The organism is Aeromonas sp. R1-2 (genome assembly GCF_040908505.1).
In the GTDB taxonomy this organism is placed as follows: domain Bacteria; phylum Pseudomonadota; class Gammaproteobacteria; order Enterobacterales; family Aeromonadaceae; genus Aeromonas; species Aeromonas veronii.
Map to the genome: position 1 here is coordinate 19,222 of NZ_JBFODU010000037.1, position 19,600 is coordinate 38,821.

Consider the following 19,600-nt stretch of genomic DNA (forward strand, 5'->3'; position numbering starts at 1 on the left):
TATGCCAGCCAGCCGGCGTCAGACCAGATAGCGACAGCTGAGTCGCTCGTTCTTGCGCGGCCCGGTGATCTGCCAGCTCAGCAGAAAACCACCGTCGATCTCGGTCAACTCGGCACTGTAGTGATCCGCCCCGCACAGATGGGGCTCGGCGGTCAGCCAGCGGCCATCCCCCTGCGGCAGCAGCTCGAACAGTTCGACCGGCGCTTGATAACGCAGATGGGAGAGACGGATCCCCCGCGCACTGCGCTGCCACCAGAAGCGGTTGTGCATGGCGAGTTCCCTGCCATGAGGCGTGGTGTAGCGACCCCGCTCGTTAAAGAGCCAGCCTCCCTGATGATCGGTCACCTGCACACCCCCCTCGCCCCGACCATTCCAGTCGGTCGCCGACCCCTCGCCATTGCTGGCGGTAAAGGAAAATGCTCCGACCTGTGGCAATCGCGCCCATAAACGCTGGATTGCCGCTTCCATCTCGGCCATCATAGCCCCCTTAAAATTGACAACTGACGATAAATCAAACACATGAACTACTTGATAGGGGTCACCCTGCTCTGGTCATTCTCCTTCAGCCTTATCGGGGTCTACCTCGCTGGCCAGGTGGATGCCTACTTCTCGGTGCTGACCCGCATCGCCCTCGCCAGTCTGGTGTTTCTCCCCTTCCTGCGCCGCCGCTGGCTGCGCCCCGATCTGGCGGCCAAGCTGATGGCCCTCGGCGCCATCCAGCTCGGCATCATGTATCTCTTCTACTACCACTCCTTCCTGCTGCTGACGGTGCCGGAAGTGCTGGTCTTTACCATCTTCACCCCCATCTACGTCACCCTGCTCCACGATCTGCTGGAGCGCCGCTTCAAGCCTGTTTATCTGTGGGGTGCCCTGCTGGCGGTGCTCGGGGCTGCCGTCATCCGCTTCGACGGCCTGACCGAAAGCTATGTGCTGGGATTTATGGTGGTGCAGGGGGCCAACCTCTGTTTCGCCCTGGGTCAAGTGGGCTACAAGGTACTGCTGGCAAGGGAGGCGGAGCAACCGCCGCAACTGGCGGTGTTCGGCTGCTTCTATCTGGGGGCGCTGGTGATCGCACTGCCCGCCTGGTGGCTGCTGGGCAAGCCGCAATATCCGACGTCAGGGTTGCAGTGGGGCATTCTGCTCTGGCTGGGGGTGGGTGCCTCCGGCCTCGGCTACTTCCTCTGGAACAAGGGGGCGACGCTGGTCACCAGCGGGGTGCTGGCCATCATGAACAATGCGCTCATTCCGGCCGGCTTGCTGGTCAATCTGCTGCTCTGGGGCAAGGATACCGACCTGACCCGGCTGACCATCGGCGGCCTGCTGATGCTGGCCTCGCTCTGGGTCTGCCAGCGTGACAAGCGCGGCCAACCCTGACCACACTCAGCCGACGACGGTGTTGTGCTCCCGTCTGGCCTGACTGTGACAGCTGGCCAGCCGGGCCAGCAGATGATCGAGCTGCTCACCGGTCTGGCTCTGCACCAACCCGATGCTGACGGTGACCGGCCGCTGTGACAGCAGGCTGGCATCGGCAATCTCGAGGCGCAGCCGCTCGGCGATCTCCAGCGCACTCATCCGCTCGGTCTGGGAGAGCATCAGGATAAAACCGTCCTCATCCCAGCGGGCGAAGGGATCTTCACGCCGCAGCTCGTGGCGTACGATACGCGCCAGCTTGGCCAGCATGGCGTCGCAAGCCACTTCGCCAAACAACTGCTGGATTTTGGTCATGTGATCGACCGAAAACTGCAGCAGACTGAAAGTGCCGCTCTCGGTCGCCAGCCGCTCCTCCAGCAGTTGCTCGAAACGGCCACGGCTCTCCAGTCCGGTCAGCGGATCGGTGCCATGTCGATCCTCCACCAGCACGGCAGCGGGATCGAGGTGACGGACGACCCCCAGCAGATAGCCCCGCTCATCACGACGCATCCGCTCTTCCAGCCGGATGTAGTGACCGTGATGATGCAGAATGCGGTATTCGAGGCGCAGACCGCTGCTGCGGCCGCTCTGGCAGGCGAGCAGGGCATCCTCCAGCCGGGCAACATCGTCGGGATGCACCCGATCCAGCCAGCCGAGATCATCCGGCCAGCACTCTCCCAATCCCAACAGGCGCAGGCAGGAGGGATCACGCTGCAGTCCATGTTGGGCTGACCAGCTCCAGATCCCCGCCTCCAGCAGCGCCATGGCATCAGACAGCAGACCCGGATCAAGCCGGGCAGTCACATCGACCAAAGGTGTCTTGAGCATTTCCATGGGGCGCCTCGAAACAGGATCTGAATACCTGCTCAATAAGTAACATTGGCGTTCACGCCGAGCAACAGGGTCAGAGTGCTTTTCCCTGATACCCGTTCATCAAGGTCTGCCAGTTCTCCGGTACGAAGTGGAAACTGGTATGCAGTTGAGACTCTTTATTGAATGAACGGAGCAAGCGTTCCAGATTGGCCTTCTGCCATTCGCCGGGGGAGCGGATCGCACCCTTGTCAAAATCGATCACCCACACCTTGCCCTCTTTATCGAGCAGCAGGTTGTGGCTGTTGAGATCGGCGTGATAGACCCCGGCATCGTGCAGCTGGCGCACCGTCTGACCAATCTTGTGCCACACCTCGGTCGCCACCGGCCCCTGCTTAAGCAGCGCCACCATATCCTTGGCACCGCGAATTCGCTCAATCAGGATATCGGCACGATAGAATGGGCCCTGTTTAACCATGCGGGCACCAAACGGACGCGGCACCGGCAACCCCAGCTCGCACAACTTGGCCAGCAGGGTGTATTCGGCCATGGCACGGCTCGACTCGACCCCTTCGAACCAGAAGCGATCCCGCACCACCTTGCCCACCATGCCGCCGCGATAGTAGTGGCGCAGCACCAGATGGCGGGACTCATCCTTGACGAACCAGGTCACTCCCCGTCCGATGGAGGTCCCCACCACCTGACGGTTGTTCTGCCACCAGGCAGGATCGAATAACTGGGGAGAAGGGTCGCGAAAGGCCCCTTCGGCATACCAGCAGATCTGGTTGTGTTCGGTCTGTACTCGCATCGTGGAGATCCCGCTCGGTGGGTCATGGATCGCAATTTTTCAATTGGCGATGAGGCTGCCGCTCTGGCATGCCCGCAATAGTGGCCTTTAATCAACGACGTGCAGAGACAGGTCATGGCGCTGGGCCCGGCCTATCCTGGCTGACGATTGTGCGCAATTTTACAATCCAGAGGGGAGTTTGCATAATGCCATCCACTCTTTTTGCCAGCCGTGCGCCACAACATGCCGCTATTTCAAACGCCCCCCTCCTCCATCTGCATCCTGCGGCTCTCCGCCATCGGGGATTGCTGCCACGCACTGGCGCTGGTGCGCGTCATCCAGCGGGAGTGGCCACAGACCCGTATCACCTGGATCACCGGCAAAATCGAGGCAACCCTGTTTGCCGATCTGCCCGGCGTCGAGGTAATCCCCTTCGACAAGAGCAAGGGGTGGCGCGGCTATCGCGATCTCTGGCAGACCCTCAAGGGGCGCAAATTCGATGCCCTGCTCCACCTGCAGGCAGCGATGCGAGCCAGCATCGCCACCCTCGGCATCCAGGCCAAGGTCAAACTCGGGTTTGATCGGGAACGGGCCAGCGACGGCCAGTGGCTGTTCACCAACCACAAGGTGCCTTCGCCTGCCTCCCCCCATGTGCTGGACGGTTTCCTCGCTTTCGCCAAAGAGCTCGGCATCAAGGATCTGACCCCGGACTGGCAACTGCCCATCAGCGCCGAACATCAGGCGTGGGCAAAGGAGAAGATTGGCGGTAAACCGACCCTGCTTATCTGCGCCGCAGCCAGCAAGGCCTTCAAGAACTGGACTGCCGCAGGCTATGCCGCGCTGGCGGATCACGCCGCCAACAAGGGCTTTCAGGTTTATCTCTGTGGCGGGCCGGCCAAGCTGGAGCGGGATCTGGCCGCCGAGATCCAGCGCTTAAGCCAGAGCAAGCCGGTCGATCTGGTGGGGCAGACCAACCTCAAGCAGCTGCTGGCGCTGATTGGCGAGGCGAGTCTGGTACTGGCCCCCGATACCGGCCCCACCCATATGGCCACCATAGTCGGCACGCCGGTGATCGGCCTCTATGCCCACCACAATCCGGCACGCACCGGCCCATATCTGTGCCGCGACTATGTGGTCAGCGTCTATCAGGAGCTGGTCGAGCAGGAGACCGGCAAGCCGCTGGCCGAATTGAGCTGGCGCACCCGTCTCAAAGACCCGGAGGCCATGCGAAAAATCACCAGCGAGCAGGTGATCGCCGCGTTCGATCGGCTCTGTGCAGATCGTCAACTGCCGTAGTGACAGGGCACCTCGGGAATTCCGAGCCATCAGGCAGGGATAACCTGATAGCCTCTGCCCCCAGCCAAAGGCACAATGCAGGCTGATGTGGGTTACGCTCCCGCAGCAAGCTACGAATACTTTGATCGGCTGGAATATGATTCCGGCCGTTTTTTTATTCGCCGCATTCTGGTAAAATTCGCCGCCTTTACATCCTCCTGACTCAAGAATTTTCCGCGTTTTGCGTTTGGCTGTCTCCCTTTCGGGCACAAGACGGCGGTCTCTGCTACAACCAAAACAGCGGTTTCGATTAAAGGTAATAATATGGCGCAACAAGGCACTCTCTATATCATCTCCTCTCCGAGCGGCGCGGGTAAATCCAGTCTGCTCAATGCCTTGCTGACCCAACATAACGCTGCGGGCAAGATGCAGCTGTCGGTTTCCCACACCACTCGCGCCACCCGTCCTGGCGAAGAGCACGGCGTACACTACCACTTCGTTCAGGTGGAAGAGTTCAAGGCACTGATCGAACGTGGTGATTTTCTGGAGTGGGCCGAAGTGTTCGGCAACTACTACGGCACCTCACGCGCCGCCATCGAAGCCTGTCTAGCCAAGGGAATCGACGTATTCCTCGACATCGACTGGCAAGGTGCCCGCCAGATCCGCGAGCAGATGCCGACCAAATCCATTTTCATCCTGCCCCCCAGCCGCGAAGAGCTGGAACGCCGCCTGATTGGGCGCGGTCAGGACAGCACCGAAGTGATTGCCGGCCGAATGGCGAAAGCCATTGCCGAAATGGTGCACTACGACGAGTATGACTATGTCATTATCAATGAAGACTTCGAGCAGGCGCTGTTCCAGCTCAGGTCCATTATTGAGTGCCAACGGCTGGAGATGCGTCACCAGCAACAGGCTCAAAAAAACTTGCTGCAACAGCTACTGGCAGAGTAAGCCAAAAACAAGTAAACTTTTGCGTCATTTTTAAACACTGCTTTTCTAAATACAGAAAGCCCAAACACTGGAGTCCTGCATGGCACGCGTTACTGTAGAAGATGCTGTAAAACAGGTAGGTAACCGTTTTGACCTGGTGCTGGTCGCCGCGCGCCGCGCTCGTCAAATCGCGGTACAAGGCAAAGATCCCCTGGTCGACGAAGAGAACGACAAGCCGACTGTGATCGCCCTGCGTGAGATCGAGCTGGGTCTGGTGAACAATCAAGTGATGGACACCCAGGACCGCTACGAACAGCAAGAGCAGGAAGCCGCCGAGCTGGCTGCCGTTGCTGCCATCGCCGAAGGCCGCGGTTAAGTTATTCCTCCGGTTGGCACCCGCCCGGGTGCCGACTGTTCATCCCCATTTACAACCGCTCGAAAACCTCGCAAACTCAGGGCTATACCCTCAATTCCACGAATTGCCGTTTCACCGCTGCGGGGACTGTCTTGTATTTATTTGAAAACCTTAAAGAAATAGCCAGTTCCTACCTGCCGCCAGAGCAGGTTGAGAAGCTCAAGCAAGCCTATGTGGTGGCCCGCGATGCCCACCAGGGTCAGATGCGTTCCAGTGGCGAACCCTATATCACCCACCCCGTTGCCGTTGCCCGGATCCTGGGTGACATGCGCCTCGATCATGAAACCCTGATGGCCGCCGTGCTGCACGACGTCATCGAAGACACCTCTGTCACCAAAGCCGATCTGGCCGAACAATTCGGCAATGCGGTTGCAGAACTGGTGGCCGGGGTCTCCAAGCTCGACAAGCTGAAATTTCGCGATCGCAAAGAGGCGCAGGCCGAGAACTTCCGCAAGATGGTGATGGCAATGACCCAAGATATCCGGGTCATTCTGATCAAGCTGGCCGACCGCACCCACAACATGCGCACCCTGGGCTCCCTGCGCCCTGACAAACGCCGCCGCATCGCCCGGGAAACCCTCGAAATCTTCGCCCCCATAGCCAACCGCCTCGGTATTCACACCATGAAGAACGAGCTGGAAGAGCTGGGTTTCGAGGCGCTCTATCCCATGCGATCCCGCGTGTTGCGCGAATCGGTGCGCCGCGCCCGTGGCAATCGCCGCGAGATCATCGACTCCATCCAGAGCGAAATCAGCGGTCGCCTGAAGGAGGCGGGGATCGAGCATCAGGTCAGTGGCCGCGAGAAGAATCTGTTCTCCATCTACAACAAGATGGAGAAAAAAGAGCTGCAATTTCATGAGGTAATGGATATCTACGCCTTTCGTGTCAAGGTGAAGGACATAGATACCTGTTACCGGGTGCTGGGACAGATGCACAGCCTCTACAAACCGCGCCCCGGCCGCTTCAAGGATTACATCGCCATCCCCAAGACCAACGGCTACCAGTCGCTGCACACCTCGCTGGTGGGGCCGCACGGGGTACCGGTCGAGGTGCAAATTCGCACCGAGTTCATGGATCAGATGGCCGACAAAGGGGTTGCCGCCCACTGGGCCTACAAGCAGGATGGCGACAGTTCGGGCACCACTGCCCAGATCCGCGCCCAGCGCTGGATGCAGAGCCTGCTGGAATTGCAGCAGAGCGCCGGCAGCTCGTTTGAATTTATCGAAGGGGTTAAGACCGACCTCTTCCCCGACGAGATCTACGTGTTCACGCCGGAAGGACGCATCATGGAGCTGCCCGCTGGCGCCACGCCGGTGGACTTCGCCTACACGGTGCACACCGATATCGGCCATGCCTGCGTCGGTTCGCGGGTCGACCGCCACCCCTACCCGCTCAGCAGCCCGCTGCACTCGGGCCAGACGGTGGAGATCATCACGGCGCCGGGCGCCCGCCCCAACGCGGCCTGGCTCAACTTCGTGGTGACCACCAAGGCACGCTCCAAGATCCGCCAGTTCCTCAAGAACCTGCGCACCGAAGAGTCGGTGGTGCTGGGTCGCCGCCTGCTCAACCATGCGCTGGGCGCCAAGAATATCGAAGACATCCCCGAGCCGCGCATCAAGCAGGTGCTCGCCGATACCAAGCATGAGAACCTGCAGGGGCTGCTGGCCGATGTGGGCCTCGGCAACGCCATGAGTGTCATGGTGGCGCGCCGCATGCTGGGGGATGAACTGCCGCCGGAAGAGCAACCCAAAACCAGCAGCAAGAAGATGCCGATCAAGGGGGCCGACGGCATGCTGGTCACCTTCGCCAACTGCTGCCGTCCGATCCCGGGAGATGCCATTATCGCCCATATCAGTCCGGGCAAGGGTCTGGTTATCCACCAGGAAGCCTGCCGCAACATCAAGGGCTACAGCAAGGAGCCGGACAAGTACCTGCCGGTGCAGTGGGAAGTGGACAAGGAGCAGGAACAGGAGTTCCGCACCGGTATCAGCATCGAGATCGTCAACCATCAGGGTGCGCTGGCCGAGCTGGCCAACGTGATTGCCGCCACCGGCGCCAATATTCACGCCATCAGCACCGAAGAGAAGGATGGCCGGGTCTATCAGGTCAGCCTGCTTATCACCACCAAGAGCCGCATCCACCTGGCCAACATCATGCGCAAGATCCGCGTAATGCCCAACGTGCTCAAGGTGAGCCGACAGAAGAACTGAACACAGGCGGCGCAAGCCGCCTGCTGCTTTTATAGAGACAAGCCATGACCCCCGAACGCTTCAAGCGCATCACCGACATGCTGGCCCAGCGTCAGATCGATTTGACCGTCTGCATGGAAGAGGTCCATAAACCTCACAATCTGGCTGCCATCGTGCGTACCGCCGATGCCATCGGCATCCACCGGGTACACGCCGTCTGGCCCAAAACCTGGATCCACAAGCGCAAGGGCACCGCCCGCGGCAGCCAGAACTGGGTGGATGTAAAACTGCACCCGGATATCGGCACAGCCGTTGCCGAGCTGAAAGCTTCAGGCATGCAGATCCTGGCGACTCACCTCTCCGACAGCTCGGTCGATTTTCGCGCTATCGACTACACCAAACCGACCGCCATTCTGGTGGGTCAGGAGAAGCACGGCATCGGTGAAGAGGCGCTGGCCCTGGCCGATCACCATATCGTCATCCCCATGGTGGGCATGGTGCAGTCCCTCAACGTCTCGGTGGCTGCCGCCGCAATCCTCTACGAGGCGCAGCGCCAGCGCGAGCTGGCCGGTTGCTATCAACGCGGCTGCCCGCTCACGCTGGAGGAGCAGAACAGCATCCTGTTCGAGGGGGGTTATCCTATCTATGCCCAGCTCTGCAAAGAGAAAGAGATGCCCTACCCCCAGCTCGGCCCGGCCGGTGAAATTCTGGCGGACGAAGAGTGGTGGCAACGGATGCAGCTGACCCGCAAAGGGTGGGCGCAGCAGAGCGAGCAGGACGATCCGCAGGAGGAGTGATGGAAAACCCTTTTGGCAGCTGGCTGGAATCGCAAATCATCCGGGATCACCTGACCAACCCGAACATAGAGGCCGGTGACTACAGCTACTACTCGGGCTACTACCACGGCAAACCGTTCGAGGATCACTGCGTCCGTTACTTGCTCGGCGATGGCTCGACCCGCGACACCTGGGAGAGCGGCCTCTGGGGCGAGGTGGACCGGCTGATCATCGGCAAGTTCTGCTCCATCGGCTCGGGCGCCACCTTCATGTTGGCGGGCAATCAGGGCCACCGGCTGGATTGGGTTTCCACCTTCCCGTTCAACCCCGACACCTTTGGCGAAGGTGCCCGCAGCGGCTTCCAGCGCAAGGGGGACACCCGGATTGGCAACGATGTCTGGATCGGCTCGGAAGCGATGATCATGCCCGGCATCACCATAGGTGATGGTGCGGTCATCGCCACCCGCGCCGTGGTGACCAAGGATGTGGCCCCTTACACCATAGTCGGCGGCAACCCGGCCCAGCCGATCCGCCGCCGTTTCAGCGATGAGCAGATCCTCATGCTGCAAGAGATGCAGTGGTGGGACTGGCCCCTGCCTCGCTTGCAAGCCTGCATGGCGCTGCTCTGCTCGGGGGATATCGCGGCCCTTTATCACCATTGGCAACAGGAGTGTGCCTGATGAAACCCCTCTCTCTTTCCCTGTTGGCCCTGACCCTGTTTTCTGCCGGAGCCCTTGCCATGACCAATACCTATCAGCTCACCAGCGAAGCCGATGTACCCAGCCTCTACCAGCAAACCCTGCCCGACTTCTGGCGCCAGCATGCGGTGGAAGGAGAGTTCAAGGGCAAGGATGGCGTAACCATCCGCTATGCCGCGCTGCGGCAAGCCAAGGTCGATCGCGCCATCCTGATCGTCAATGGCCGGGTCGAGAGCTACCTCAAGTATCAGGAGCTGGCGTGGGATCTCTGGCGTCAGGGCTACAGCCTCTATCTCATCGACCATCGTGGTCAGGGGATGTCCGACCGGATACTGAATGACCCGCAGAAGGGATATGTCGACCAGTTCGACGATTATGTGGTCGATCTGAAGCAGTTTCACGACCAGATCATCATGGCGGACCAGCCCGCCAAGCTGTTCCTGCTGGCCCACTCCATGGGTGGCGCCATCTCGGCCCGCTATCTGGAGCGCTGGCCCGATGATATCAAAGCGGCCGTGCTCTCCTCCCCCATGCTGGGCATCAATCTCGGCGGTCTGCCCAAGTGGCTGGCCAAGGGATTGGCGAGCACCATAGGCACGGTCGGCGGCTGGCTTGGCGAGCCTCCCTACGGCCCCGGTCAGAGCGCCTATCAGGATCACGGCTTTGCCGATAACGAGCTGACACACAGCCAGTCCCGCTATCAGGCGTTCCGCCAAATCTACGAACAGCACCCGCAGATCAAGCTGGGTGGCGCGACCGCCCACTGGATTTATCAGGGGATCATCGGTGCCGATGCTGCCATCGCCGATGCGGGCGCCATCAAGACGCCGCTGCTGGTGCTGCAGGCTGGCGACGACAGCGTGGTGGACAATGCCGCGCAGGATCGCTTCTGCACCATTGCCAAGTGCGAAGGGGGTAAGCCACTGCGCATCGAGGGTGCCTGGCACGAGCTGTTTATCGAATCCGATGACAAGCGCCAGCCCGCCCTGACCGCGATGGTCGACTTTTTCGCCCGCTTCTGAGCTGACTATTTTTTGTAACCCTAAATAAATGGGGTGACAGTGCGGGCTAAGGTAAACTGCCCCTGTTTTCAATCGATGCCGAGGTAATGATGTTCAAGGTAGTTGTATCCGATCTCGATGGCACTCTGCTCAACAAGCAGCACCAGATCTCTCCCCGAACCCGGGATACCCTGCACCGCCTGGTAGAACAAGGTGTGAAATTTGTGGTCGCCACCGGCCGTCATCACGTTGACGTTCGCAGCTTCCGCGATGCGCTGGGGATGGACATCTACCTCATTACTTCCAATGGCGCCGTGGTCCATGACAAACAGGATCAGCTGATTTTCAACCAGCCGCTGCCGACCGAGATCGCCGCCGAACTGATTGCGCTGGAGCGCGACCCCTCTATCCACCTCAATGTCTATCAGGGTGATGACTGGGTGGTGGAAGAGGAGCTGCCCTGGTTGCTGCAGTTCCACGACGAGTCAGGGTTCACCTACCGTCTGGTCGATGACCTGAAGCAGGAACCGACAGAACAGATCAACAAGGTGTTCTACATCGGTGACCACGAGAAGCTGCTGAAGATCGAGGCACACCTCAACCAGCGCTATGGCGATCAGCTCAACGTCACCTTCTCATTGCCGGACTGCCTCGAAGTGATGCACGCCGGGGTGCACAAGGGCAATGCGGTGCGTGCCGTGCTGGAGCAGAACGGGTTCGATATGTCGGAGGCGATCGCCTTCGGCGATGGCATGAACGACTTCGAGATGTTGACCATGGTGGGACGCGGCATCGTGATGGGCAACGCCCATGACCGCCTGAAAATGGCGCTGCCGGAGTATGAGCAGACCCTCACCTCCGACGAAGATGGCGTCGCCGTCTATCTGGAGAAGCTGTTCGAGCTGGAGAGCGTCAGCGCTGCCTGATCCTCTTCATCCCGACATCCGATTCAGCAAAGCCTCACCATGTGAGGCTTTGTTTTTTCAGGGTTTCCAGCCAGGGATTGGGCCGCTGCCAGCTGAAGCTCTGGTTCGCTCCACCGTAGCATTCGGCCAGCCGCAGCGGCGTGCCGGGGGTATGGCGTCGCCCGGCCACATCGAGGCAGCGGGAAACCTTGCTGTTGAACAGCTTGTCTTTCTGCCACTCCCACTGCGCCTGACCGTCACAGGGTGCCAGCATCAACTCGCTGTCGTTTTTGGCTTGCAAACAGAGATCCTGCAGGCGCAACTCACCCAGATCCCACTCGAACAGTTGATCGTCTTTTCCGCTGCAAGGTTGTGCCAACACCTTCTGTTGGGACACCGCAACGCAAAAATCACCGCTGGTCAGCAAGGGGGAGAGAGAGCGCTCCTCCTGCGGTTGTGAAGCAATGGAGCCCATCATCACATCGGTGGATGGCGGCTTGATGGTACAGCCACCCAGCAGCAAGGCAGCCAGCAGGGCGGGAGAGCAAGCAAAGGAAATTTTGTTATTCATGGGAAAATGCCTGAAATGGGCCGATGACATCCGGTTGTCAGTGACTCGAGGCTGAAGCATAACCGAAAGGCGGGGCGCGCTGCCCAAATAGAGTGTAAACAGACGTAACAGGGAGAGAGTGCTGGCCCAGCGGAGGCCGGAAAGTAAAAAACCCCGCCGAAGCGAGGTTTTTCTAAATGTGGTCGGTGATAAAGGATTCGAACCTTTGACCCTCTGGTCCCAAACCAGATGCGCTACCGGACTGCGCTAATCACCGAGGCTATTTCTTTCAAAATAGTTTACTTCAAAAAAACAAAGACGACCTGATGGTCATCCTCGTCATACAGCAAGTATGGTGCGAAGAGAGGGACTCGAACCCTCACACCCGGGGGGCACTAACACCTGAAGCTAGCGCGTCTACCAATTCCGCCACCTTCGCGTACCTGACAAGCTGTAAAATGGGGTGGCTGATGGGGCTCGAACCCACGACAACCGGAATCACAATCCGGGACTCTACCAACTGAGCTACAGCCACCACAGCTGTTTTCGTTCCACAACAACGCCCGTTTAACCGACGCACTTTTGATGGTGCGCCCGACAGGATTCGAACCTGTGACCTCTGCCTCCGGAGGGCAGCGCTCTATCCAGCTGAGCTACGGGCGCTACGCTGTCGAACGGGGCGCATTATTAATGATGGTTGCTGGTTTGTCTACACTTTTCTGTCACCGAAACACTGTTCGTTGTTTTTTCAAGCATATTGCGCACTTTTCTTCCACTATTCCCCTGCTGCCAGCCGAAAAGGGGCAGATCGCAGTCGCAAATCGCCTTGCTGCCTTGACTTGATTTGATGCCCATCTAGAATGAATGAACGTTCATTCAATCGAAAGTCACACTGATGATTCTGGATAAAAAAGAGAGCATCTTCAACGCGGCCCATGAGGTACTGGGTGAACGGGGTTTTCATGGTCTGTCGATTGCGGAAGTCGCCAAGAAAGCCAATGTTGCCACAGGCACCATCTATCGCTACTTCGGCGACAAGGATGATCTGATCCGGCAACTGCACCAGCACACTATCTTGCAGTGTGTGCCCATGGTCATGGCCGATGTAGCAATCGATAAAGTTTCATTTCAACAATTTCGCCAATTATGGCTCAATATTCATGCCATTTTTGTTAACGAACCCAACGCTATCCGGTGCAAATTGCAGTACGAGAGCTCTCCGCTAGGGGCAGAATTGGAGACCAATCCTGTCATTCTGGCTGCCTGGGAGCCTCTGGACCGATTTTTTGAACAGGGCGTTGAACAAGGATTGTTTATTGATTTACCGATACGGGCACTCCAGGTGTTGAGTCTGGACAGTGTCATGCATCTGGCCCTGCAGTGCAGGGTGCACAACATCACGCTGACCGAATCGCAGTTGGAAACCGCGATCCGGGCCAGCTGGAATGCCATTTTATCCCCCAATCTTTCCACCTCAGGAGCCTGTTCATGAAAAAGTGGATGGCCATTATGTTGCTGATAGCGATCGCCTTGTTTGGCAGCGTCATCGGCTTCAATTTGTTCAAACAGAAGATGATTGCCCAATACATGGCCAACCGGCCGGAACCCGAGTTCCCCGTCACCGCCATGGTGACCAAGGCGCAGGATTGGGTACCGACCATCGAAGCAATCGGCTTCATCGAGCCGAATCAGGGGGTGACCCTCTCCACCGAACTGGCAGGTACCATTGACGCCATCACCTTCGAGTCGGGCAAACCGGTCAAGGCTGACCAGCTGCTGCTGAGCCTTGACTCCACCGTGGAGCGGGCCAATCTGCGCGCCTCCCAGGCCAAGCTGCCGGCGGCAAAAGCCAAGTTCGATCGTTTCCAGAACCTCTACAAGACCAGCTCCATCTCCAAAGAGCAGCTGGATGAGGCGGAAGCGGCCTATCGCTCACTGGAAGCGGATATCGAGAGTCTGAAGGCGACCATTGCCCGTCGTGAAGTCCGTGCGCCCTTTAGCGGCGTGGTCGGCCTGCGCAATGTGTTCCTCGGTCAGTATCTGCAGCCGGGCACAGATATCGTGCGCCTGGAAGATACCAGCGTGATGCGCCTGCGCTTCACCGTGCCCCAGACCGATATCTCCAAAATCAAGCTGGGCCAGACCATCAAGATCAATGTGGATGCCTATCCGCAAACCCAGTTTGACGGTCATATCACCGCCATCGAGCCTGCGGTCAACTTCCAGAGCGGCCTGATCCAGGTACAAGCAGACATTCCGAACAACGACGGTCAGCTGCGTTCCGGTATGTTCGCCCGCGCCAGCATCATTCTGCCGACGGTGAAAGATCAGATCGTGATCCCGCAAACCGCTATCTCCTTCACCCTTTACGGTCAGAACGTCTACGTGCTCAAAGAGGGCGAAGAGACCGACAAAGAGGGTAACAAGGTGAAAGTGCTGCGAGCCAAGCAGGTTGTGGTCAAGGCCGGTGAGCGCCGTGGCAACGATGTGCATGTGCTCTCCGGCATCCAGGCCGGTGACCAGATCGTACTGTCAGGTCAGGTTCGCCTGAGCAACGACACCAAGGTGCATGTGGTCGAGAACGATGCCCTGGCCGTTCCGGCACAAACCCCGATGCTGTAAGCGCGGAGATCTGCGATGCGATTTACTGACATATTTATAAAACGGCCTGTGCTGGCGATCTCGCTCAGCTTCCTGATCGCCTTGCTGGGCTTTCAGGCCATCTTCAAGATGCAGGTACGGGAATACCCCGAGGTGACCAACACGGTGATCACCGTCAGCACTGGCTACTATGGCGCCAGTTCTGATCTGATCCAGGGGTTCATCACCCAGCCGCTGGAACAGGCGGTCGCGCAAGCCGACAACATCGACTTCATGACCTCCTCCAGCCAGCTGGGCAGCTCCACCATCACCGCGTACATGAAGCTCAACACCGACCCCAACGCCGCGCTGTCCGACATCCTGGCGAAGGTGAACTCGGTGCGCTCCCAGTTGCCGAAAGAGGCGGAAGACCCGTCGGTCACCTCCTCCACCGGTTCAACCACGGCGGTGCTCTACCTCGGCTTTACCAGCCCGGAGCTCAACTCCAGCCAGATCACCGACTATCTGGAGCGGGTTATCAAGCCGCAGCTCTTTACTGTCGGCGGGGTCTCCAAGGTTGATCTCTACGGCGGTGTCGAGTTTGCCCTGCGGGTATGGCTGGATCCGGCCAAGATGGCGGCCTTCAACCTGACTGCCAGCGACGTGATGACGGTGCTCAACAGCAACAACTATCAGTCCGCGACAGGTCAGGCGACCGGTTACTTTACCCTGTTCAACGGCAACGCCGAGACCCAGGTCAAGGATGTCGACGAGCTGAAGCGTCTGGTCGTTGCTACCCGGGACGGCAAGGTGATCCGCCTTTCCGACATTGCCAAGGTGACCCTCGAGAAGAGCCACGACATCTATCGCGCCAGCGCCAATGGCCGCGAAGCAGTGGTCATGGCGGTCAACGCCGCGCCGACAGCCAACCCCATCAACATCGCCCACGATGTGCTGGCGTTGCTGCCGAGCCTTGAGCGCAATATGCCGAGCACCATGCGTCTCAACGTGATGTATGACTCCACCGTGGCGATCAACGAGTCCATCCACGAGGTTATCAAGACCATCCTGGAGGCAGCCGCCATCGTTCTGGTGGTCATCACCCTGTTCCTTGGTTCGTTCCGCGCGGTCATCATCCCGATCATCACCATTCCGCTCAGTCTCATCGGCGTGGTGATGATGATGGATATGTTCGGCTTCTCGATAAACCTGATGACCCTGCTGGCGATGGTGCTGGCGATCGGTCTGGTGGTGGATGACGCCATCGTGGTGCTGGAGAACGTCGACCGCCATATCAAGGAGGGGGAAGAACCGTTCCGGGCCGCCATTATCGGTACCCGTGAAATTGCGGTTCCGGTTATCGCCATGACGGTCACCCTGGCGGCGGTATACGCCCCTATCGCCCTGATGGGGGGTATCACAGGCTCCCTGTTCAAGGAGTTTGCCCTGACGCTGGCTGGCGCCGTGTTCGTCTCGGGCATCATCGCCCTGACTCTGTCACCGATGATGTGTTCCAAGATGCTCAAGGCCAACGAGAAGCCGGGCAAATTCGAGAGCACAGTCCACCACCTGCTGGAACGGATGACCGATCGCTACGACAGCATGCTGCACGCCGTGATGAAAAAGCGCCCCGTCATCGTGGTGTTCGCCGTCATCGTGTTCGCCAGCCTGCCGCTGCTGTTCAAGTTCATCCCGAGCGAACTGGCACCGTCAGAGGACAAGGGGGTAATGGCCGTGCTGGGTACCGCACCGTCCAACGCCAACCTGGACTACATCGAAAACACCATGGCGGATGTGAACAAGATCCTGGACGACCAGCCCGAAATAGCCTTCTCCCAGGTCTTCTCCGGGGTGTTCAATGCCAACCAGGCGTTCGGTATCGCCTCCATGGTGCCCTGGAGCCAGCGTGAAGCGAGCCAGAAAGAGGTGCTGGATCGGGTCGCCAATCTGGTGAAAGACATCCCGGGTATGGCCATCACCACCTTCCAGTTCCCGGAACTGCCGGGTGCATCGAGTGGTCTGCCGATCCAGTTCGTCATCACCACCCCGAACAGCTTCGAAAGCCTGTTCCTGGTGGCCGGTGAAATTCTGGCAGCGGCGCAGAGTAACGGTCAGTTCGTCTATTCGGATCTTGATCTGAACTACGACTCCGCCACCATGAAGATCCGCATCGACAAGGACAAGGCGGGTGCCTACGGCATCACCATGCAGGATATCGGAATCACCATGGGCACCATGATGGCGGACGGTTACGTCAACCGTATCGACCTGGATGGCCGCTCCTACGAGGTGATCCCGCAGGTCGAGCGCAAGTACCGACTCAATCCGGAGTCCATCAAGGGCTATTACGTGCGGGCCGCAGACGGCAAGTCGATCCCGCTCGGCAGCCTGATCAGCATTGAAGTGGTTGGCGAGCCCCGCGCCCTGCCCCACTTCAACCAGCTGAACTCCGCCACCATAGGCGCCGTTCCGGCTCCGGGCGTGGCCATGGGTGATGCGATCAACTGGTTCCAGACCACCGCCGACGAGAAGCTGCCGCAAGGCTACCGTTACGACTTCATGGGTGAAGCACGTCAGTTCGTCACCGAAGGCAATGCGCTCTATGCCACCTTCGCGCTGGCTCTGGCCATCATCTTCCTGGTGCTGGCAATCCAGTTCGAGTCGGTGCGTGACCCGCTGGTCATCATGGTCTCTGTACCGCTCGCCATTAGCGGGGCCTTGATTGCCCTGGCATGGGGGATGGCGACCATGAACATCTACTCCCAGGTGGGCCTCATCACCCTGGTGGGTCTGATTACCAAGCACGGTATCCTGATCTGTGAAGTAGCTAAGGAAGAGCAGCTGCTGCGCGGCATGAACCGGATGGAAGCCGTGATGCAGGCCGCCAAGGTGCGTCTGCGTCCGATCCTGATGACCACGGCGGCCATGATTGCCGGTCTGATCCCGCTGCTCTACGCCGCTGGCGCCGGTGCGGCACAGCGTTTCAGTATCGGTATCGTCATCGTGGCAGGTCTTGCCATCGGTACCCTGTTCACTCTGTTCGTGCTGCCGGTGATCTACACCTATCTGGCTTCCGAGCACAAACCCTTGCCGGTATTCGATGAAACCATTCCGCCCAAAGCAAACGGCGGACATTAATCATCAATCACATGCAAAGGCCCCGTATCGGGGCCTTTTTTATGCTTCGCAGGAAAGACGACATAAGTGCATGAAGCAGTTAAACTAAAAAACACCACATCCAGACCGCAAGGACGCCATGTCAGGACTCTTCACCAAGACCGCCAGGGCCGTAGGCCGCAACGGACTCTCATATCGCCTGCTCTCCTACATTCTGGTGTGCAGTACCGTATTGGCGATGATCATTACGGCGCTGCAACTCGCCTGGGATTACCGCAAGGATGTTGCCGTCATCGAAGACAGCATCGGCCAGATCGAGGCCTCGTTCCTGCAACCCATCGCCGCCAGCTTGTGGAACCTGGATGAAGAGCAGGTCAAAGTGCAAATTGAAGGGATCATGAACCTGCCCAACATGCAGTTCGTGATGGTCAAGGAGATGCTCGGCAACTCCGAAGTCCCGCTGCTGACCCAGGGGGTCGAGCGGGAAAGCTATGATATCTCCCGCGAATTCAACCTCACCTATCAGGGTGAAATCGTCGGCAAGCTGTTCGTTGCCGCCTCTCTCGAGCAGATCTACCAGCGCCTCATCGAAAAATCGGTGCTGATCATGGTCAGCCAGACCATCAAGACCCTGGTGGTCTCATTTTGCATCCTGATCATCATTTATTATCTGGTAGTCAGGCACATCAACCGCATCGCCAACTACGCCCAGAAGTTCAACCTCGATCGGCTCGACATGGCTTTGGAGCTGGAAGGCCGCCCGCAGCCACGCAAGAAACCCGATGAGCTGGATACCCTGGTCTCCACCCTCAACCAGATGCGTACCCGGCTGCGTGACGAGCTGGTTGCCCGCCATCAGGCGGTCGAACAGCTGCAAAAGGAGCGGGACTTCTCCGCCACCCTGATCAACTCCGCCAACATGGTCATCTGCTGCATGGAACCGGATTTGACCATCGCCAGCATCAACCCGGCAGCCATACTGCTGACCGGCTACCACCAGCAAGAATTGTTGCAGCACAACTGGCTGGATCTCTTTGTCAGCCCGGCGCAACGGGAAGAGCTGAACGATATTCTGGCGGCGGAAGGTTCACTGGCTGACAAAGAGGTCATCATGCATGACCAGCAGGCCCATGAGCTGGTACTGCAATGGACCTTCGTCCCCTTCTACGATGGTCCCAACCTCAAGTACCAGATCGGCTTCGGCTACGACATCACCCAGCTGAAAAAGGTCGAGCGGGAGATTATCCAGCTCAACGAACAGCTGGAAGGCAAGGTGGTGGAGCGTACCCGCAGCCTGAGTGAAGCCAACAACCAGCTCGGCAAGGCGTACGACGACCTGAAACAGGCCCAGCAGACCCTGGTGGAGTCCGAGAAGATGGCCTCCCTCGGCTCGCTGGTGGCCGGGGTGGCACACGAGATCAACACTCCGATCGGCATCAGCGTGACCGCCTCCTCCTACCTGCAGGAGCGGGTCGCCGACTTCAAGTCCCATATCGACTCCAAGCAGCTGTCGCGCTCCTATCTCAACGAGTTTACCGTCAACCTCGACGAATCGATGCAGCTACTGCAGAGCAACCTGCGGCGCGCCTCCGAGCTGATCGCCAGCTTCAAACAGGTGGCTGTCGACCAGTCATCGGAAGCACGCTACAACTTCAGCCTCGCCGACAACCTCCATCAGGTAGTGGTCTCGCTTGGCCACAAACTGAAGAAGAGCCAGTGCGAAGTGGATATCCAGTGCGATCCCAAGCTGTCTATCTTCTCCTTCCCGGGCAGTTTTACCCAGATCTACTCGAACCTGATCCTCAACTCCATCAACCACGGGTTCGACAACTGGGACAAACCGAAGAAGATCACCATCAAGGTGGAACAGCAGGGAGAGGAGCTGTTTATCGACTACTCGGACAACGGCCGCGGCATCCCGCCCGAAATCTTGCCGCGCATCTTCGATCCCTTCGTCACCTCCAAGCGGGGTCAGGGCGGCAGCGGTCTGGGCACCCACATCATCTACAACCTGGTGGTGCAACTGCTGAAAGGCCGTATCAGCTGTGCCAGCGAACCGGGCCAGGGCGCCCAGTTCCATATTCGCCTGCCGATCCAACATAACTGAGCGCTGGCTCTTGTGAGCCAGCCGCTTTATCCCCATCATGCTGTGATTGC

The 19,600-nt window shown here is 58.9% G+C and carries 17 protein-coding genes and 4 tRNA genes; 13 read left to right on the plus strand and 8 right to left on the minus strand.

Annotated elements, in window-relative coordinates; translation table 11 throughout:
* Positions 1 to 18: 18 nt before the first annotated feature.
* Positions 19 to 477, minus strand: a complete 459-nt coding sequence (locus AB5Y76_RS14280; protein ID WP_263718296.1) for a DUF6314 family protein — start codon at positions 475 to 477, stop codon at positions 19 to 21.
* A gap of 42 nt (positions 478 to 519) precedes the next feature.
* Between AB5Y76_RS14280 and AB5Y76_RS14285 the strand changes: the two genes are divergently transcribed.
* Positions 520 to 1,374: a carboxylate/amino acid/amine transporter gene (locus tag AB5Y76_RS14285; RefSeq protein ID WP_139440370.1), complete on the plus strand. Its 855-nt coding sequence runs from the start codon at positions 520 to 522 to the stop codon at positions 1,372 to 1,374.
* 6 nt (positions 1,375 to 1,380) lie between these two features.
* Here the strand turns inward: AB5Y76_RS14285 and AB5Y76_RS14290 are convergent, their stop codons facing one another.
* Positions 1,381 to 2,244 carry a sensor domain-containing diguanylate cyclase gene (locus AB5Y76_RS14290; RefSeq protein WP_263718267.1) on the minus strand — a complete coding sequence of 288 codons (864 nt, stop codon included), beginning with the start codon at positions 2,242 to 2,244 and terminating at the stop codon, positions 1,381 to 1,383.
* A 70-nt stretch (positions 2,245 to 2,314) separates the two neighbouring features.
* Positions 2,315 to 3,028, minus strand: a complete 714-nt coding sequence (locus tag AB5Y76_RS14295; RefSeq protein WP_005339249.1) for a 3-deoxy-D-manno-octulosonic acid kinase — start codon at positions 3,026 to 3,028, stop codon at positions 2,315 to 2,317.
* Between the two features lie 222 nt (positions 3,029 to 3,250).
* Here AB5Y76_RS14295 and AB5Y76_RS14300 point away from each other — a divergent pair, with 222 nt between their 5' ends.
* The 8 genes from AB5Y76_RS14300 (at position 3,251) to AB5Y76_RS14335 (ending at position 11,217) form a co-directional block, all read left to right on the plus strand.
* Positions 3,251 to 4,303, plus strand: a complete 1,053-nt coding sequence (locus AB5Y76_RS14300; protein ID WP_263718268.1) for a glycosyltransferase family 9 protein — start codon at positions 3,251 to 3,253, stop codon at positions 4,301 to 4,303.
* A gap of 303 nt (positions 4,304 to 4,606) precedes the next feature.
* Positions 4,607 to 5,233 (plus strand): guanylate kinase, encoded by a 627-nt coding sequence (gene gmk / locus AB5Y76_RS14305; RefSeq protein WP_263718269.1) that lies wholly within the window; start codon positions 4,607 to 4,609, stop codon positions 5,231 to 5,233.
* Positions 5,234 to 5,312: 79 nt separating this feature from the next.
* Positions 5,313 to 5,588 carry a DNA-directed RNA polymerase subunit omega gene (rpoZ, locus tag AB5Y76_RS14310; RefSeq protein WP_005307060.1) on the plus strand — a complete coding sequence of 92 codons (276 nt, stop codon included), beginning with the start codon at positions 5,313 to 5,315 and terminating at the stop codon, positions 5,586 to 5,588.
* 131 nt (positions 5,589 to 5,719) lie between these two features.
* The gene (gene spoT, locus AB5Y76_RS14315; protein WP_005339255.1) at positions 5,720 to 7,837 is read left to right on the plus strand and encodes a bifunctional GTP diphosphokinase/guanosine-3',5'-bis pyrophosphate 3'-pyrophosphohydrolase; all 2,118 of its coding nucleotides are present in this window, start codon (positions 5,720 to 5,722) and stop codon (positions 7,835 to 7,837) included.
* A 44-nt stretch (positions 7,838 to 7,881) separates the two neighbouring features.
* Entirely contained in the window at positions 7,882 to 8,613 is a 732-nt protein-coding gene (trmH, locus tag AB5Y76_RS14320; RefSeq protein WP_199428009.1) for a tRNA (guanosine(18)-2'-O)-methyltransferase TrmH, read from the plus strand.
* Positions 8,613 to 9,272, plus strand: coding sequence for a CatB-related O-acetyltransferase (locus AB5Y76_RS14325; RefSeq protein ID WP_139438048.1), 660 nt, complete (start codon positions 8,613 to 8,615; stop codon positions 9,270 to 9,272). Before trmH ends, AB5Y76_RS14325 begins: the two co-directional genes overlap by 1 nt.
* Entirely contained in the window at positions 9,272 to 10,312 is a 1,041-nt protein-coding gene (locus AB5Y76_RS14330; protein ID WP_263718270.1) for an alpha/beta fold hydrolase, read from the plus strand. The genes AB5Y76_RS14325 and AB5Y76_RS14330 overlap by 1 nt, the downstream gene beginning before the upstream one ends.
* 89 nt (positions 10,313 to 10,401) lie before the next feature.
* Positions 10,402 to 11,217 (plus strand): Cof-type HAD-IIB family hydrolase, encoded by an 816-nt coding sequence (locus AB5Y76_RS14335; RefSeq protein WP_263718297.1) that lies wholly within the window; start codon positions 10,402 to 10,404, stop codon positions 11,215 to 11,217.
* Between the two features lie 34 nt (positions 11,218 to 11,251).
* Here AB5Y76_RS14335 and AB5Y76_RS14340 read toward each other — a convergent pair whose 3' ends face one another.
* From AB5Y76_RS14340 to AB5Y76_RS14360, 5 genes are all read right to left on the minus strand, one after another.
* Positions 11,252 to 11,767 carry a ricin-type beta-trefoil lectin domain protein gene (locus AB5Y76_RS14340; RefSeq protein ID WP_113740712.1) on the minus strand — a complete coding sequence of 172 codons (516 nt, stop codon included), beginning with the start codon at positions 11,765 to 11,767 and terminating at the stop codon, positions 11,252 to 11,254.
* A gap of 179 nt (positions 11,768 to 11,946) precedes the next feature.
* Positions 11,947 to 12,023: transfer RNA gene (locus AB5Y76_RS14345), tRNA-Pro, on the minus strand.
* Between the two features lie 76 nt (positions 12,024 to 12,099).
* Positions 12,100 to 12,185: transfer RNA gene (locus AB5Y76_RS14350), tRNA-Leu, on the minus strand.
* 20 nt (positions 12,186 to 12,205) lie between these two features.
* Positions 12,206 to 12,281 (minus strand) — tRNA-His (locus AB5Y76_RS14355).
* Between the two features lie 51 nt (positions 12,282 to 12,332).
* A tRNA-Arg gene (locus AB5Y76_RS14360) sits at positions 12,333 to 12,409 on the minus strand.
* 232 nt (positions 12,410 to 12,641) lie between these two features.
* Here AB5Y76_RS14360 and AB5Y76_RS14365 point away from each other — a divergent pair.
* The 4 genes from AB5Y76_RS14365 (at position 12,642) to AB5Y76_RS14380 (ending at position 19,550) form a co-directional block, all read left to right on the plus strand.
* Positions 12,642 to 13,238: a TetR/AcrR family transcriptional regulator gene (locus AB5Y76_RS14365; RefSeq protein WP_005339267.1), complete on the plus strand. Its 597-nt coding sequence runs from the start codon at positions 12,642 to 12,644 to the stop codon at positions 13,236 to 13,238.
* Entirely contained in the window at positions 13,235 to 14,368 is a 1,134-nt protein-coding gene (locus AB5Y76_RS14370; RefSeq protein WP_005355753.1) for an efflux RND transporter periplasmic adaptor subunit, read from the plus strand. Before AB5Y76_RS14365 ends, AB5Y76_RS14370 begins: the two co-directional genes overlap by 4 nt.
* A gap of 15 nt (positions 14,369 to 14,383) precedes the next feature.
* A complete protein-coding gene (locus tag AB5Y76_RS14375) occupies positions 14,384 to 17,464 on the plus strand; it encodes a multidrug efflux RND transporter permease subunit (protein WP_005339270.1) in 3,081 nt (1,026 codons plus the stop codon).
* A gap of 118 nt (positions 17,465 to 17,582) precedes the next feature.
* A complete protein-coding gene (locus AB5Y76_RS14380; protein ID WP_076494201.1) occupies positions 17,583 to 19,550 on the plus strand; it encodes an ATP-binding protein in 1,968 nt (655 codons plus the stop codon).
* Positions 19,551 to 19,600 lie beyond the last annotated feature (50 nt).